Here is a 16,124-nt window from a genome sequence, read left to right on the forward strand (position 1 = left end):
TGCTTCGTCGCTTCGCTCCTCGCAATGACGAGCGGGGAGGATCCTACGCCACCCGCCGCGCCGCGCCGACCTTGGTCAGCACCGTATCCAGGCAGTCGATGACAACGGAAATCTCCTCCCGCGTCACGTTCAGCGCCGGCATGAAGCGCAGCGTGTCCGGCTGCGGCGAGTTGATCAGCACGCCGGCCGCGAACGCCTCGGCAACCACGGCGGCACCGATCGGCATCTTCAGGTCGAGCGCCAGCAGGAGGCCGCGGCCCCTGATCTCGCCGAGACCGTGCCGCGACGACAGCCGCTGCAATTCGCGCTCGAGCAAAAGGCCGGCATCGACGACCGATTTCAGGAAATCGGGCTTTCCGATCTGATCGAGCACGACAAGCCCCGCGGCGCACATCAGCGGATTGCCGTTGAAGGTGCCGCCCTGATCGCCGTGATCGAAGCACGCGGCATGCTCGGTCGCGAGCAGGGCCGCGAGCGGCACGCCGCCGCCGATGCCCTTGCCGAGCGTCATGATGTCGGGCTCGACCCCGGCGTGCTGATAGCCGAACAGCTTTCCGGTCCGGCCGATGCCGGTCTGGATCTCGTCGACAATGAGCAGCAGGCCGCGCTGCTGGGTCAGCACCCGCAACTCCTGCAAAAACTCATCCGTCGCGGGCCAGACGCCGGCCTCGCCCTGGATCGGCTCCAGCATGACCGCGACCGTCGACGACGAGATCAGCCTTCGCACCGACTCGATATCGTTCAGCCTGGCTTTGCGGAAGCCCGGGACCTTCGGCTCGAACAGGGGCTCGAACGCCTTCTTGCCCGAGGCCGACATGGTCGCGAGCGTGCGGCCGTGGAAGCCGCCTTCGAAGCTGATGATCTCGTGGGCGCCATTCTTGTACTTGGCGCCGAATTTCCGCGCGAGCTTGATCGCACCTTCATTGGCCTCCGCGCCCGAATTGGCAAAGAACACCTGGTCGAAGCAGCTGTTGTCAACCAGCAACTTTGCCAGTTTCAGGCTCTGCTCGTTGTAGAACGCCGGGCTTGGCGTCAGCAGCCGTCTCGCCTGCGCGGCCAGCGCGTCGGCTACGATGACCGGCGAGTGGCCGAGGGGATTCACGGCCCAGCCCTGCACGAAGTCGAGATAGCGGTTGCGCTTGCTGTCCCACAAATACGAGCCCGCGCCGCGCACGAACACGACCTCGGGGCGAGCGGTGATGTCCATCAGCGCATCGAACGGATGGGTAGCGTTGGTCATGTCGTTCTCCTCTGGGTCGGTGTTGGGAAAGGGCAGGCCGAAAAGCGAGAAGGCCGCGCTTTGGGGGCGCGGCCTTCTCGAAAACCTTGGCTGATTTATAGGATCAGCGATGGCGTCGGACACGGCGCAGCCCAGCATCGTCGCGGGTGCGACGACGGCAGATGGCGCGGCGGTGGGTCCGGTTCAGCTTCATGGCGGAGGGCCATACAGCCGAACGCCGGAACATGTCAAGCGTCAGAATCCGGCGACGCTGCCGTGGAGGTCGTATTGGTCGGAGCGCTCGATCTTGGCGGTGACGATCTCGCCGACCTTCAGCGGGCGGCGACTGGTGAGGTAGACGGCGCCGTCGATGTCAGGCGCGTCGGCCTTTGACCGGCCCTTCGCCACCGTGGGGCCGACCTCGTCGATGATGACCTGCTGGCGGGTGCCGACCTTGCGCTTCAGGCGCCTCGCGGAGATCTTCTGCTGCCGCGCCATCAGCGCATTCCAGCGCTCCTGCTTGATCTCGTCGGGCACGGCGTTGCCAATCGCGTTCGACGCGGCGCCGGCAACCGGCTCATATTTGAAGCAGCCGAGGCGGTCGATCCCGGCTTCATCGAGCCAGTCGAGCAGATAGGCGAAATCGGAATCGGTCTCGCCGGGGAAGCCGACGATGAAGGTCGAGCGCAGCGTCAGCTCCGGGCACTGCTCGCGCCACTTTTGGATCCGCGCCAGCGTCTTCTCCTGCGCAGCCGGGCGCTTCATCGCGCGCAGCACGTCCGGGCTCGCATGCTGGAACGGGATGTCGAGATAAGGCAGCACCTTGCCCTCGGTCATCAGGCCGATGACCTCGTCGACATGCGGGTAGGGGTAGACATATTGCAGCCGCACCCAGGCGCCGAGTTCACCGAGCTCCTTGGCGAGATCGAAGAATTTTGCGCGGACGCTGCGATCCTGCCAGGGACTCTCGGCGTATTTCAGGTCGATGCCATAGGCCGAGGTGTCCTGCGAGATGACGAGCAATTCCTTGACGCCGGCCTTCATCAGCTTCTCGGCCTCGCGCAGCACGTCGTTGGCCGGCCGCGACACCAGATCGCCGCGCAGCTTCGGGATGATGCAGAAGCTGCAGCGGTTGTTGCAGCCTTCGGAAATCTTCAGATACGCGTAGTGCCGCGGCGTCAGCTTGACGCCCTGCGGCGGCACCAGGTCGATATGCGGGTTGTGCGCCGGCGGCAGCGCGCGGTGCACGGCGTCCAGCACGCTCTCATATTGCTGCGGCCCCGTGATCGAGAGCACGCCGGGATAGGCGCTCTCGATCTGCTCCGGCTCGGCGCCCATGCAGCCGGTGACGATGACCTTGCCGTTCTCGGCCATGGCCTCGCCGATCGCGGCGAGCGATTCCTGCTTGGCGCTGTCGAGGAAGCCGCAGGTGTTGACGATGACGATGTCGGCGCCGTCATGCTTGCGCGCCAGCTCATAGCCTTCCGCGCGCAGCCGGGTGATGATGCGCTCGGAATCGACCAGCGCCTTGGGGCACCCCAAGGACACAAAGCTCACTTTCGGCGCGGCGGCCTCTTGCATATCTCTGATCTGCCTGATGAATGGGCAGGAGCTAGTCCCAATTGCCGAGAATTACAACCCTTTCCCGGGGCTTCCGGCATGATATGGATGCATCTGCCGGGCCTTAAGAGTTGTCGATGAGCGCTGAATCGTCTCCCAAGATCGTCATAGTCGACGAGAGCCCGATCCGAGCGGCCATCCTGGAGGAGGGACTGCGGGAGGCCGGGTATACGGACGTCGTGCATATCAGCGAGATGCAGAGCCTGCTCTCGCGAATCTATGCGCTCGACCCCGAGATCATCGTCATCGACCTCGAGAACCCCAGTCGCGACGTGCTGGAACAAATGTTCCAGGTCAGCCGTGCCGTCCGCCGGCCGATCGCGATGTTCGTCGACCAGAGCGACGCCGCCTCGATCCAGGCCTCGGTCGAGGCGGGCGTCTCCGCCTACATCGTCGACGGTCTCAAGAAGGAGCGGATGAAGCCGATCCTCGATCTCTGCGTCTCCCGCTTCAATGCCTTCGCCAAGCTGCAGGACGAGCTCGACCGCACCAAGCACGCGCTGGAGGAGCGCAAGGTGATCGACCGCGCCAAGGGCATCCTGATGAAGGTGAAGGGGCTGACCGAGGAGGAGGCCTACGTGCTGATGCGCTCGACCGCGATGCGCGAGAAAAAGAAAATCGGAGAGATCGCGCAATCGATCCTGACGGCGTCGGAGCTGTTGAAATGACCACACCATTGCGCATCGGGTTCATTCCGCTGGTCGACGCTGCCGCGCTGATCGTTGCCGTCGACAAGGAATTCGCGGCGGCCGAAGGCCTCGACGTCACGCTGGTGCGGGAAGTGTCGTGGTCGAACGTCCGCGACAAGCTCAATATCGGCCTGTTCGACGCCGCTCATCTGTTGGCGCCGGTGGCGATCGCCTCGAGCCTCGGGCTCGGTCACGTCAAGGTGCCGATCGCGGCGCCCTTCAACCTCGGGCTCAACGGCAATGCCATCACCGTATCGCCGGCGCTGCACGCCGCGCTGATGGAAGAGATCGACGGCGACCGCTTCGATCCGATGGCAACCGCACAGGCGCTCGCCCGCGTGGTGGCCAAGCGGCGGAAGAGCGGGGCGGAGCCGCTGACCTTCGGCATGACCTTCCCGTTCTCGACCCACAATTACCAGTTGCGGTTCTGGATGGCCGCGGGAGGCGTCGATCCCGATGAGGATGTTCAGCTCGTGGTGCTGCCGCCGCCCTACATGGTCGACAGTCTAGCCAACGGCCATGTCGACGCGTTCTGTGTCGGCGCACCCTGGAATTCGATCGCGGTCGATCTTGGCATCGGCCACATCCTGCACTTCGTCTCCGACATCCTGCTCAGCGCGGTGGAAAAGGTGCTGGCAGTGCGGCAGAGCTGGTCGGAGAAGCATCCCGACATCGTGGCGGCGCTGGTGCGTGCGCATCTGCGCGCCGTGGAGTTCATCGAGCGGCCCGAGAACCGGTCCGAGGTCGCGCGCATCCTGGCGCAGCCCGAGCGGATCGGCGTCGATGCCAGCGTCATCCAGCGCACGCTCGATGGCCACCTGAAGATCTCGCCCGACGGCACCATGCGCGAGAGCAATCGCTATCTGCTGGTCGGGCGCGAGGCTGCGGCGCGGCCTGATCCGGGGCAGGCGGCCTGGCTCTATGCGCAGATGGTTCGCTGGGGCCAGACGCCGTACCGGCCGGAGGCGCTGAAGATCGCCATGGCCGTGTTCAGGCCCGATCTCTACGACGCCGCATCAGGCCGCCCGGCCGGCGCCTCCAGCGCCATCGGGGCGTTCGCCGGCCCGCCGTTCGACCCGAGCGACGTTCCGGGGCATCTGGCGGCGTTCAAGATCGGGCGCTGGAAGGCCTGAGCGCGCCGCAGCGGCCGCTTCCGGCGGCACGTGCACGACCGTGCGTGGTGTTGCCGGGACAGGGATGGGCAACAGGCGCGGGCGCGGTAGCGCCTCAGCTATCGACCTCCGGCTACTTTGCATGGGGTTGTTTTCGAGATTTTCGGTTATTGCAGGACTGGCGCGGGTTCCCGACGCCTCGAATTGCAGCGAATAGGATTCTCGGCCGAGCGCGCGGGAAGGAATATTCCTCTCGGAACCCGGTTCCCGAAGGCGGCGGCATCGCTATTTTTGCCGCCCGCTTGAATCCGCCCGCGAACGATATTCCATATGCCCGAGAATGGGGCGTTGGAGATCGACCATGCGCGAGCTATCGGCGGAGGCCCGCCTGCACCTTTACGCGCGAAACATTTCACGGAAGTCCGGGACCGGAATTCACACCGCGGCGCTGTACAGTGCCTTTGCGGTGATCGCGGCCATCGTGTTCGGCACGCTGTCCGTCCACCCGTTCTGAGCCCTTCAGAACATTCAAAAGCCGCCGTCTGATGTCATCAGGCGGCGGCTTTGTGTTGGCTGGATGCTGACGGCTCAGTAGCCGTAGCCGCGACCATATCCGTAGCCGTAGCCGCCACCGCAGGTGTTGCAGGTCGGCTGAACCGGCGCGTAGTAGGAATAGCCCGGCGAGACCATCTGGGTGCGCTCCTGGGTGGCGTATTGCGGCGGGATGCGCTCATAGGCGACGCCTTCGGGCGCGACCATCACCGTCCTCGGCACCATCACGGTACGATACTGTGCCGGCGTGCGATGCGCGACGACGCGGCCCGGCGCCACCATGACGGTCTCCTGCACAGTGCGATACTGCGGCGGCACGCTCTGCACCTGATAGCAGGTCGTGCACGGCTGGGGCGGCGGCGTATAGCAGCTGTAGCAGCCGGCGGATGCCGCGCTGGTGAAGGCGGCGGTGGCAACCGCGGCAATGGTGAGAGAGAGGCTGGTGCGGAACATGCTTTCGTACCCAATTTCCTAAGAGGACAATCAAAGGCTCGGAAGCTGCACCTAACAATCAAACGGCAAGTTTGGGTTTAAGAAGACTCTTAGCGGAATCTAAAAGGGCCGGCGCGGCGACCGGCCCTTTTTTGATCGATGTTCGCGGCTTAGTGCGCGGTCTTGAACGGCGCAACGGTGATGCCCGCCTGCTTCAGCGCCTCGCGCAGGCCGCGCGCAATCTCGACGGCACCGCGCGTGTCGCCGTGGATGCAGACGGTATCGGTCTGCATCTTGATCACCTTGCCGGTGACCGAGACGACCGCGCCGTCCTGCACCATCCGCACCACACGATCGGCAATCGCCTTGGGATCGTGCAGCACCGCGCCGGGCTTCTTGCGCGACACCAGGTTGCCGTCGTCCTCATAGGCGCGGTCGGCGAACACCTCATGCGCCATCCGCAGATTCGCCGCTTCACCTGCGCGCACCAGCTTCGAGTTGGCGAGCACCACGAAGATGAGATTGGGATCGACTGCCTTGATCGCATTGGCGATCGCTCGTGCCGTCATGTCGTCCTCGCAAGCGACGTTGGAAATCGCGCCATGCGCCTTCACGTGGGTGACCTTGTGGCCGGCCGCGGTCGCGATCGCCTGCAAAGCGCCGATCTGATAGGCGATCAGGTTCTCGATCTCCGAGGACGTCAGTCCCGGCATCGGGCGGCGGCCGAAGCCGTGCAGGTCACGATAGCCGGGATGGGCGCCGACGCTGACGCCGCGCGCCTTCGCCAGCTCGACCGTCTTGCGCATGATGTCGGCGTCGCCGGCATGAAAGCCGCAGGCGACGTTGACCGAGGTCGCAAGCTCGATCATCGCGGCATCATTGCCCATTTCCCAGGGGCCAAAGCTTTCGCCGAGATCGCAATTGAGGTCGATGGTTGAGGTCATGACGATCGATCCGTCTGTTGTTCGTATAGATTCAGGGTAGCGCAACTTGCCAGGTCGACACATCGACGGCGTTGACGGCCTGACCCGCGACATTCGCATCCCGCAGCGCCTCGATGTTGAGGCCAAAATCCTCAATGCCGCGGAGGCGGTCGGGCAGGGAACGCAGCAGCTCGTGGAACTTGATCGACTCGGCCTGCGCTTCCGCCATCGTCACCGCCTTGAAGCGGAACGGTCGGCCGGCCGAGATCTGCGCGAAGCGGCCGAAATCGGCCGTGATCACGGCTGCGATCTTCGGATAGCCGCCGCTGGTGCCGCGGTCCGGCATCAGCACGATCGGCTGGCCGTTGCCGGGTACCTGGATGCTGCCGTTCACGGTGCCGTCGGAGACGATGTTGTGGCCGTCGAGATGCTTGATGACGGGACCTTCGAGGCGATAGCCCATGCGGTCGCTGGTCGCCGAGATCTTCCACTCGCTGTCGACCAGCAGCTTCTTGTGGTCCTCGGCGAACTCGTCGTCCTGCGGGCCGAACACGATGCGGATCGGCGCATCGGTCGCGGCAGGCAATTCGATGCGGCGTTCGGGCGCGCCGCTCGCGGCTTGCGTCGTCAACTCGTCGCCGCTTTGCAGCGGCCGCGGGTAGGGGCTGCCAAGCCCGGCGCGGGCGTTGACGGCGAGGCTGCCGAACATCGGCTCGCCCTCGATGCCGTGCTCGATCGCGAGATAGCTGAACGAGCCGCCGCGCGCGAAGCCGAGAGTGAGCGTCTCACCTTCGGCGAGCGTCGCCGAGCTGTCGAACGCGACTGGCCGGCCGCCGATATCGGCATTGCGCGACGCGCCGGCGAGGGCGACGCGCACCGCGCCCCCGCGCGCGGTGAAGCTGGCGCCGAACGGGCCGATCTCGACCGCGGCGGCGAACAGGTCGTTGCCGACCAGCGTGTTGGCGGCCGCCAGCGAAAGCCGGTCCATCGCGCCGCTCGGCACGAGACCGTAGCGCTGCGAGCCCGGACGACCAGCGTCCTGCACCGAGCTCGCCGGGCCGATCGAGGTGACGACGAGCTTGCTCATGGCGTCACCAGTTCGGCGACGAACTCGCCGGCCTCGGCGGCGCGGTCCTGTTCGGCAAAGGTCTTGGCGTCGATCGCGGTGAAGGTGATGGCATCGCCCGGCTCGAGCAGGAAGGTCGGCTCGCGATGCAACTGGTAGGTTCGCACCGGCGTGCGGCCGAGCAGGTGCCAGCCGCTCGGGCCGGCCAGGCACTGCACGCCGGTTTGGATGCCACCGATCGAAATGGTGCCGGCCGGGGTCAGTAGCCGCGGATCCTTGCGCCGCGGCATGTGCAGGAACTTCTCCAGTCCGCTGAGATAGGACCAGCCTGGCGTGAAGCCGATCATGGCGACGCGATAGTCGCCGGCGACGTGGCGCGCCACGATCTGGTCGGGCGTGGTTTTGAGCGCCTTCGCGACGTCCTCGAGATCGATGCCGTGCTCGCCGCCATAGGTCACCGGGATGCGCCAGCGCCGCGTTCCGGTCTCGGTCGGCGGCGCCTTTGCGGAGCGTGCGAGCAGTTGCTCCCCGAGCGCATCGAAGCCGATCTGCACGGGGTCGTAATGCACCAGCAGCGACCGGTAGGTCGGCACGGTCTCGGTGATGCCGGCGATCGGCTCGGCGGATATCACGTGGTCGAGCGCCAGCACCCGCCGGTTGGCGGCGTCGTCGATGGTGCGGCTGAATTCCACCGTGATGGCGCTGTCGCCACTCGGCAAAAGGCGGGGAGGACTTAAGGGTTCGGCCATTGGGTCAAGCGCTGTCGTCAGCCATCAAGCTAGCGTGTTTCGAGATAAAACGGAATTCGCTTCGTGCAAAATGATGCAGCAACTTCAATAAATTAATCGGCATGCCGGCGATAAATTTGGATGATCGCAGCTTTTTCGCGCAGCCCTTGACGCAAGGCCTTTGCCCGGCAACATGCGCCGGTCTTTTCCTCCCATCGGAGCAAGCTTTCCAGATGTCACTGTCCGCCGAAGCGATCGCGACGCTGTCGCACGTGTCCACCGCCACCATCACCACCGTCCTGCTCAAGAAGGGCCTGCGCAACATCTGGATGCGCGGCACCAAGCCCTTGAAGCCCGGGCAGAAGCGGCTGGTCGGACCGGCCTTCACGCTGCGTTTCGTGCCGGCCCGTGAGGATCTGGCGACGCCGGAATCTTGGTCGTCGCCGATCTCGACCCGCACCGCGATCGAGGCGATGCCGGCGGGCTGCATTGCCGTGGTCGATGCCATGGGCATCACCGATGCCGGCATTTTCGGCGACATCCTCTGCGCCCGCATGGCCAAGCGCGGGGTGACGGCGCTGATCACCGACGGCGTGGTGCGCGACGTCGAGGGCGTGCTCGGCACCGGCCTGCCGGTGTGGTGCGACGGCTACGCGGCTCCGCCGTCGGTTGCAGGTCTGACCTTCGTCGGCTGGGGCGAACCGATCGGCTGTGGCGGCGTTGCCGTATTCCCGAATGACGTGGTGGTGGCCGACCAGGACGGCGCGGTGCTGATCCCGCAGGCGTTCCTCGATCATGTGCTGGCCGAGGGGCCGGAGCAGGAACGGATGGAAGCCTGGATCGTCAACGAGGTGAACAATGGCGCCCAGCTGCCCGGCCTGTATCCGATGAATGCCGAGACCAAGGCGCGCTACGCCGCGACCAAGAAATAACGTCAAGAAAGGGAGGTAACCCCATGGACATCCACGTTTCCGGCTCGCGGCCGACCCGCCGCGCGCCGAAGGAGAATTTTACCGGCACGGTGTTGCAGGACCCGATCAACATGGCGCCTGCGCCGGCGCGGCTGAACGCCTCGCGCGTGTCGTTCGAGCCCGGCGCACGCACCGCCTGGCACACCCATCCGCTCGGACAGACGCTGTATGTGATCTCCGGCATCGGGCGTGTGCAGGCCAAGGGCGGCCCGATCAGGGAGATCCGCCCTGGCGACGTCGTCTGGATTCCGCCGAACGAGAAGCACTGGCACGGGGCCTCGCCGGACAACAGCATGACCCACATCGCCATGCAGGAGGCGCTCGATGGCGTCTATTCGACCTGGATGGAGCACGTCACCGACGAGGAATACAGCGGCAAGGTCGGCTGAAGCGTCGTAGCAGTTCGCAAGATGAAAGCCCCGCTATCAGGCGGGGCTTTTGATTTTATGAGACCGTAGCCCGGATGGAGCGAAGCGCAATCCGGGGCGGTCTCTCCCATGGTGAAAATCCCGGATTAAGCTTCGCTCCATCCGGGCTACGATTTGCAGGCAATCAATTCACCCGCGTCCAGGTCTGGCCGCCGCAGAACATGCCGCCGAACGCACAGCCCTGGACGCGTAGCGTGTCCGGGCTCCTCATCGCGATGGTGGAATCGTAGGTGCTGCCGCTGTTCGGATCGAAGATGCGGCCGCTCCACTTGTCCTTGCCCGGCTTCATGTTGATCAGGACCTGTTCGCCGTTGGCGTTCGATTTCTTGTCGACGGCGTAGCCGCAGAGATTGGCGCCGCATTGCTCGATGCGGATTTTGCCTTCCTTTTCTTCGGTGAGCCAGACGCCGAGCGGCGAGTTCGCTGCTTGCACGGGATTGGCGAGCGGCTTGGGCACCGGAGCGCTCGGCGAGGCGGCGCCGACCGTTGGAGCGGTGGTGGGCTTTGCAGCCGGCGCAGTTTGCTGGACGGCTGGCGCCGCGGGCGGCGGCGGTGTGGTCGCGGCTGTAGCTGAAGGCGGCGTGGCCGCAACGCCCGTGCTGGGCGGCTCTGCCGTTGCGGCAGGCGCCGGCGGGACGGCGGCCTGATCGACGGCAGGCGGAGCAGCCGCTGCTGGCGCGCTGGGCGGCGCGGCCTGGGAATTCGTCTTAGTGTCCGACTTAGTGTCCGACTTGGCGTTCGTGTTGGCTTCCTTCGGAGCCTTGCGCTTCTGCTCGGTGTCGTCGCTCTTGGCGCGTTTGGTGCGGCGGGGAGTATTGTCGTAGACGCCGGGGATCGAAACCGTGCCGCGATCGGGATCGATGCGAATAGTGCGGCCGCCGTAATCGAATGTGTACTGCGCCTGCGCTGCGGCCGTGCTTGCCAGCACGAGCGTGGCGATCGCCAGAAGCTTTCTCATCTCGACCTCCGGTGCAGGGAGCCGCGTTCGCAAGGCTATCCGGTGACCACCCCGTTGAACGTGTCCCAGATCACGGTCAGAACATGAGTCGTATCCTTGCGGCTAAGGTTCAAATCGCTGGATTGCGGTCTGGTTTCAGGCCGTGCGCTTCAAATTTTGAGCGTGGCGCGGGCTATTCGAACCATGCAGCGTAGATCTTCGCGTAGCTGCCATCTTCGCGCGCGATGTGAAGCCATTGGTCGACGAACGCTTTCAAGGCGACGTCGCGCTGCATCCAATAGGCCTTTTCCGCGAAGTCGAACGGCTTATCGGGATGCACGGCGCACAGCACGCCGGAATGCAGCTTCTGCTGATAGCGCGTCTCGGACGCATCGGTCATCATCAGGTCGGCGTCGCCCTTGGCGATCTCGTCGAAGATCTTGGTGTTGTCGTTGAAGACGCGGATCTCGGCGGTTTTCACGTGGGCGCGCGCGAAGCGCTCGTTGGTGCCGCCGGGATTGACGATGACTCGGGTGCCGGGTTTGTCGATCTCGGCGATCGTCTCAAACTTGCCCTTGTCGGCGCAGCGCGCGATCGGCGTCTTGCCTTCGCGCATGATCGGCGTCGAGAACAGACCCTTCTTCTGCCGATCGAAGGTGATGGAGACGCCGCCCATCGCGATGTCGAAATCGTCGGCCTCGAAATCCTTGGTCATTTGCGGCCACGATGTCGGCACGAACTCGACCTTGACGCCGAGCGCCTTGCCGAGCGACTGCGCCATGTCGACATCGAAGCCGCGGAAGGCCTTGGTCTCCTTGTCGAGATAGGTGAAGGGCAAATAGTCGCCGGTCATGCCGACGCGCAGGATGCCGCGCTTGACGATCTCATCGAGCCGGGACGGCGCCTGCTGCGCGTGCGCGGCGGACAGGAGCAAAGCGAGAGCGAGGCCGGCCAGCGCGCGAAACATCGAGGTCTTCTCCATCCGCATTTGATTGCGATGCCCGAAGGGCACGTATCGCGTCTCAGGCCTCGTTGCTGTCCTTGCTCGCCTGAACGACGCTTGCAGTGCGGCTGAGCATCTCGTGCTTGAAATGCTCGAAGCGCCGCCGCGCGTGGGCCTCGCGATCGTCGACGAATTTGATCGCGGCGTCCCGCTCCATCGGGCCGTTGACGAGCGGGGTCGATGCCTCGCCGACGGTCTCGTCGACATAATATTGGGCGCCGTCCTGGCGCACCGTCCAGCGGAAGCGCAGCGCGGCCATTGGTCCTGGGCCGGACTTGGAATAGCCATTGGCCTCGATCGGTTGGGGCGGCGGCTGGATCGACCCCGGCTCCGCTTCCGGCTGGCTCGGCTCCGGTTCGGTTGGCTCCGGTTCACTTGCCTCAGCTTTGCTCGGCTCAGCCTTGCTTGGCTCAGGCTGTTCGACCGGCTCGGGCTCCTCGATCGGCGGCGGCTCGACCGCCGTCTGCTCGGCAGGCGCGGCCTCGACGGACACGGCCGCGATGGACTCGACCTGGATGGACGGCGGCAAAGGCGGCGGCATCGCTATCGACGCCGGGGGCTCCGCGGCGGGCTCGACTGGCTTGTCCGCCGTCTTGTCGGTCGATTTGGAGGTCTCGGGAGGTGTGGTTGTCTGGTCGAGAATGCTCGCGATTGCGGCCAGCGCATTGTCGGTCGGGTCATTCACGGTTTGGTCTCCCAGGCTGACGGCGCGCGGAATCGTGCCGACGCCCTCCCTATCTACCTGATCTGACTATCCTTTGTCAGCCCCGGTGGTTCTGGCGCGCAGTCTTGAGGCGAAGCGGGATCCGCTTCGCCTGAAAGCGTCGTCAGGCACAAACCGGCGGACGCGGGTCCTTCCAGGGGCGGACCTGTTCGAGCTGGCCGGCCAGGCGGAACAGCAGTCCTTCCTCGCCGAGCTTGGCCGCGAACATCATGCCGAGCGGCAGACCGGCCTTGTTCCAGGCCAGCGGCACCGACATCGCCGGCTGTCCGGACATGTTGAACATCGAGGTGCCCGGCATGTAGCGGCGCAGCACCGGCGCGATGTGGCCGAGGTCCTCGGACATCGTGTTCAGCTCGCCGAGGCGGAGCGGCGGCGCGCACAGCGTCGGGCTGAGGAAGATGTCGCAACCTTCGAAGAAGGTCGCAAGCGCGCGCGAAATCTGGAACGCTGCAAGCTGCGCGGCCACGTAGTCGGCCGGGTTCATCTTGGTCGCATTCTGGGCGCTGGCGAGCGTCAGCCGCTCGACATCGTCCGACGTCAGGGTGCGCCCGACGCGCTGCTCGAGCAGACGGATGGTCAGCGCCGTGTTGCCGCCGACGATGGTCGTCATGACCGCGGCGGGATCGGCCGCCAGCGGCGGTGCGCGCTCCTCGACATGATGGCCGAGCCCCGCCAGCAGCTTGGCTATGCCGCGCACCGCCGCGGCGATCTCGGGATCGATGGCATCGCCGTAGGGCGACTTGTCGGTGAAGCTGATGCGCAAATGGCCGGGATCGCGGCCGACTTCCTGCGAGAACGGTCGCTCCGGCGGCGGCGCGACATAGAGGCTCGACGGCTCCGGGCCGTGGATCGCATCCATCATCACCGCGCTGTCGCGGACGCTGATGCTGAGCACATGGCCGACCGAGAAGCCGCCCCAGCCTTCGCCGCGATCGGGCCCGCAGGGGTTGCGGGCACGCGTCGGCTTCATGCCGAACACGCCGGAGGCGGAGGCGGGGATCCGGATCGACCCGCCGCCGTCGCTGGCATGCGCGACGGGCAGGATGCGGGCCGCGACCGCAGCCCCAGCGCCGCCGGACGAGCCGCCGGAGGAATGGTCGAGATTCCAGGGATTGCGGGTCGGGCCGAACAGACGGGATTCCGTCGTCGGCATCAGCCCGAATTCCGGGCTCGAGCTCTTGCCGAAGATCGCAAGCCCGGCGTCGAGGAAGCGCTGGGCCAGGGTGCCGTTGTGATCGGCGACGAAGTCCTTTAGCAGGCTGGCGCCCGACGTGGTGCGTGTGCCTTCGAGCAGATCGAGGTCCTTCAGCAGGAACGGCACGCCGGTGAAAGGACCGTCAGGCAGCCCCTTGGCGATCTGGCGCTCGGCATAGTCGTAATGCTTGACGACCACAGCGTTGATCTTGGGATCGACGGCGGCGGTGCGCGCGATCGCCTCGTCGAGCAACTCCTTCGGCGTCACGTCCTTGTTGCGGACGAGCTCGGCGAGACCGACCGCATCGTAGTTGCCGAATTCCTTGAAGGCCATGTGGGTACTCCGCATCGCCGGGCCGATCCTTTCGGATCGGCCGCGGCGCAAACGAGGAAGGCTGAAAGCTCAGCCGAGGACGTCCTGGTTGATCACGTTCTGGCGCAGCGGATTGCCGTCCAGCACGCTCAGGATATTGCGTGCGGTCTGCTCGCTCATGCGATCGACGGCCTCGACCGTGACGCCGGCCACATGCGGCGCCATGATCACGTTGGGCAAAGCGTGCAGGGGCTGGCCGACCGGCGGCGGTTCGACCTCGAACACGTCGAGGCCGGCGCCGGCGAGCTTGCCCGACACCAGCGCGTCGTGCAGCGCCTTCTCGTCGACGATGCCGCCGCGGGCGGTGTTGATGAGATAGGCGGTCGGCTTCATCAGCCTGATCCGCGCGGCGTTGAACAGCCCGACGGTTTCGGGATTCTTCGGGCAATGGATCGTGACGAAGTCCGCCCGCGGCAGCGCCGCTTCGAGGTTCGACACGGCCTCGCAGCCGGCAGCCGTGATCTCGCTGGCGGGCTTGTAGGGATCGTAGACCAGCACGTTCATTTCCATGGCGAGGCAGCGCTTGGCGGTGCGGGTGCCGATGCGGCCGAAGCCAACGATCAGGACGGTCTTGCCGTAGAGATCGAACGGCAGCACGCCGAGCCGGCTCGCCCAGGTGCCGTCCTTGACCATCGTGTGCATTTCCTGCGCGCGCTTGGCCAGCGTCAGCATCATGAACACAGCTTGTTCGGCGACCGACGGCGAGTTCGCCGTGCCTGCGACCATCAGCGGCACCTTGCGGCGCGACAGCGCCGGAACGTCGACGGCGTCATAGCCGACACCGATCCGGGTCACCACCATCATGCCCTTGGACGCCTCCAGCTCCGCCTCGCCGAAGCGGGTTGCGCCGAGCGCCACGCCATGGACCGGCGCATGCTGCTCGAGCATGGTCTGAAAGTCCTTGGCGGAGATCAGGTTGGGAAATTCGATGAGTTCTACGTCATCCCGCTCGTTGAGGAGCACCCGTGCCCCCGGTGACAAAGTCTGGGTGACGAAAATCTTCTTCTTGTTGGTGGCCATTTCCTGCCCTTGAGGTTTCTTGTGCGCCGTCAAAGGACGACGCCGGTCACCTCGTTTAGCAAATGCATATTGTTGAGGTCCACAGCCAATCGGAGCGGGCTGCCATCCTGCGCACCGGCATTGGGATTGACCCGGCCGCAGACCTGGGTGCCCTCCAGCGTGAAATAGACCAGGGTCTCCATCCCCATCGGCTCGGTAACGTCGAGCATCGCGTCGAACGGCTCGATGCCCGGTTCGGCATGCGGCCGCGCCTCCATGACGTGCTCAGGCCGGATGCCCAGCAACAGCTTGTCGGTGCGGGAGAGAGCCTGGTAGCGGGCGGCGCGTGCCGGCGGCAGCGAGAAAGCGAGGCGATCGGTCAGCCGCACGTTGAGCTTGCCGCCGGTGTCCTCGAGCCGACAGGGCACGAAATTCATCGCGGGCGAGCCGATGAAGCTTGCGACGAACCGGGTCGCCGGCTTGTGGTAGAGCTCGTTGGGCGTGCCGATCTGCTCGATCCTGCCGTGGTTCATCACCACCACGCGGTCGGCGAGCGTCATCGCCTCGACCTGGTCGTGGGTGACGTAGACGGTCGTGGTGCGGACCTTCTGGTGCACCTTCTTGATCTCGATCCGCATCTGCACGCGGAGCTTGGCGTCGAGGTTGGACAGCGGCTCGTCGAACAGGAACACCTTCGGATTGCGCACGATCGCCCGTCCCATCGCGACGCGCTGGCGCTGGCCGCCGGAAAGCTGCTTCGGCTTGCGGTCGATCAGATCCGTGATGTCAAGCATGCGGGCGGCCTCAGTGACCCGGCTCTTGATCTCCGCCTTGGGATAGTGCTTCAGCCGCAGGCCGAACGACATGTTCTCGGCAACGGTCATATGCGGATAGAGCGCATAGTTCTGGAACACCATCGCGATGTCGCGGTCCTTCGGCGGCACGTCGTTGACGACGTCGCCGCCGATCATGATGTCGCCGTCGGAAATGTCCTCGAGGCCGGCGATCATCCGCAGCGTCGTCGACTTGCCGCAGCCGCTCGGCCCGACCAGCACCACGAACTCATGGTCGGCGATATCAAGGTCGATGCCGCGCACCGCCTCGACCTCATCGTAACGCTTCACAACCTTCCGCAAACTGACATCAGCCATAAG

At 65.4% G+C, this 16,124-nt stretch carries 17 protein-coding genes; 5 read left to right on the plus strand and 12 right to left on the minus strand.

Annotated elements, in window-relative coordinates; translation table 11 throughout:
• Window positions 1–43 precede the first annotated feature (43 nt).
• Entirely contained in the window at window positions 44–1,240 is a 1,197-nt protein-coding gene (locus ACVW1B_RS13465; protein ID WP_456780560.1) for an acetylornithine transaminase, read from the minus strand.
• Window positions 1,241–1,474: 234 nt separating this feature from the next.
• The gene (rimO, locus tag ACVW1B_RS13470) at window positions 1,475–2,800 is read right to left on the minus strand and encodes a 30S ribosomal protein S12 methylthiotransferase RimO (protein ID WP_456780559.1); all 1,326 of its coding nucleotides are present in this window, start codon (window positions 2,798–2,800) and stop codon (window positions 1,475–1,477) included.
• A gap of 116 nt (window positions 2,801–2,916) precedes the next feature.
• On the opposite strand from rimO, the gene ACVW1B_RS13475 reads away from it, so the two are divergent.
• The 3 genes from ACVW1B_RS13475 to ACVW1B_RS13485 all read left to right on the plus strand — a co-directional run bounded on the left by ACVW1B_RS13475 (window position 2,917) and on the right by ACVW1B_RS13485 (window position 5,154).
• A complete protein-coding gene (locus tag ACVW1B_RS13475) occupies window positions 2,917–3,507 on the plus strand; it encodes an ANTAR domain-containing response regulator (RefSeq protein ID WP_028332037.1) in 591 nt (196 codons plus the stop codon).
• Window positions 3,504–4,661 (plus strand): CmpA/NrtA family ABC transporter substrate-binding protein, encoded by a 1,158-nt coding sequence (locus tag ACVW1B_RS13480; RefSeq protein WP_456780558.1) that lies wholly within the window; start codon window positions 3,504–3,506, stop codon window positions 4,659–4,661. The genes ACVW1B_RS13475 and ACVW1B_RS13480 overlap by 4 nt, the downstream gene beginning before the upstream one ends.
• Window positions 4,662–5,001: 340 nt before the next feature.
• Entirely contained in the window at window positions 5,002–5,154 is a 153-nt protein-coding gene (locus tag ACVW1B_RS13485) for a hypothetical protein (protein WP_016844408.1), read from the plus strand.
• A gap of 74 nt (window positions 5,155–5,228) precedes the next feature.
• Here ACVW1B_RS13485 and ACVW1B_RS13490 read toward each other — a convergent pair whose 3' ends face one another.
• The 4 genes from ACVW1B_RS13490 to pxpB all read right to left on the minus strand — a co-directional run bounded on the left by ACVW1B_RS13490 (window position 5,229) and on the right by pxpB (window position 8,362).
• The gene (locus ACVW1B_RS13490) at window positions 5,229–5,645 is read right to left on the minus strand and encodes a hypothetical protein (RefSeq protein WP_253608640.1); all 417 of its coding nucleotides are present in this window, start codon (window positions 5,643–5,645) and stop codon (window positions 5,229–5,231) included.
• Between the two features lie 149 nt (window positions 5,646–5,794).
• On the minus strand, window positions 5,795–6,568 hold the full coding sequence (locus ACVW1B_RS13495) for a LamB/YcsF family protein (RefSeq protein WP_057018693.1): 774 nt from the start codon (window positions 6,566–6,568) through the stop codon (window positions 5,795–5,797).
• Window positions 6,569–6,599: 31 nt separating this feature from the next.
• Window positions 6,600–7,634 carry a 5-oxoprolinase subunit C family protein gene (locus ACVW1B_RS13500; protein WP_456821641.1) on the minus strand — a complete coding sequence of 345 codons (1,035 nt, stop codon included), beginning with the start codon at window positions 7,632–7,634 and terminating at the stop codon, window positions 6,600–6,602.
• Window positions 7,631–8,362, minus strand: coding sequence for a 5-oxoprolinase subunit PxpB (pxpB, locus tag ACVW1B_RS13505; protein WP_456780556.1), 732 nt, complete (start codon window positions 8,360–8,362; stop codon window positions 7,631–7,633). Before pxpB ends, ACVW1B_RS13500 begins: the two co-directional genes overlap by 4 nt.
• 212 nt (window positions 8,363–8,574) lie before the next feature.
• On the opposite strand from pxpB, the gene ACVW1B_RS13510 reads away from it, so the two are divergent.
• A complete protein-coding gene (locus ACVW1B_RS13510; protein WP_076828879.1) occupies window positions 8,575–9,273 on the plus strand; it encodes a ribonuclease activity regulator RraA in 699 nt (232 codons plus the stop codon).
• Between the two features lie 23 nt (window positions 9,274–9,296).
• Window positions 9,297–9,701, plus strand: coding sequence for a (R)-mandelonitrile lyase (locus ACVW1B_RS13515; RefSeq protein ID WP_076828878.1), 405 nt, complete (start codon window positions 9,297–9,299; stop codon window positions 9,699–9,701).
• A 163-nt stretch (window positions 9,702–9,864) separates the two neighbouring features.
• On the opposite strand, the gene ACVW1B_RS13520 is transcribed toward ACVW1B_RS13515, so the two are convergent.
• The 6 genes from ACVW1B_RS13520 to ACVW1B_RS13545 all read right to left on the minus strand — a co-directional run bounded on the left by ACVW1B_RS13520 (window position 9,865) and on the right by ACVW1B_RS13545 (window position 16,121).
• Window positions 9,865–10,698 (minus strand): DUF2147 domain-containing protein, encoded by an 834-nt coding sequence (locus ACVW1B_RS13520; protein ID WP_456780555.1) that lies wholly within the window; start codon window positions 10,696–10,698, stop codon window positions 9,865–9,867.
• A gap of 172 nt (window positions 10,699–10,870) precedes the next feature.
• A complete protein-coding gene (locus ACVW1B_RS13525; protein ID WP_456821642.1) occupies window positions 10,871–11,644 on the minus strand; it encodes a transporter substrate-binding domain-containing protein in 774 nt (257 codons plus the stop codon).
• A 55-nt stretch (window positions 11,645–11,699) separates the two neighbouring features.
• Entirely contained in the window at window positions 11,700–12,365 is a 666-nt protein-coding gene (locus ACVW1B_RS13530; RefSeq protein WP_310879251.1) for a hypothetical protein, read from the minus strand.
• A gap of 142 nt (window positions 12,366–12,507) precedes the next feature.
• The gene (locus tag ACVW1B_RS13535; protein ID WP_456821643.1) at window positions 12,508–13,932 is read right to left on the minus strand and encodes an amidase; all 1,425 of its coding nucleotides are present in this window, start codon (window positions 13,930–13,932) and stop codon (window positions 12,508–12,510) included.
• Between the two features lie 69 nt (window positions 13,933–14,001).
• On the minus strand, window positions 14,002–14,991 hold the full coding sequence (locus ACVW1B_RS13540) for a hydroxyacid dehydrogenase (protein WP_225646746.1): 990 nt from the start codon (window positions 14,989–14,991) through the stop codon (window positions 14,002–14,004).
• A gap of 29 nt (window positions 14,992–15,020) precedes the next feature.
• Window positions 15,021–16,121: an ABC transporter ATP-binding protein gene (locus tag ACVW1B_RS13545; protein WP_456784949.1), complete on the minus strand. Its 1,101-nt coding sequence runs from the start codon at window positions 16,119–16,121 to the stop codon at window positions 15,021–15,023.
• Between the last annotated feature and the right edge of the window lie 3 nt (window positions 16,122–16,124).

The organism is Bradyrhizobium sp. USDA 4502, assembly GCF_054063355.1.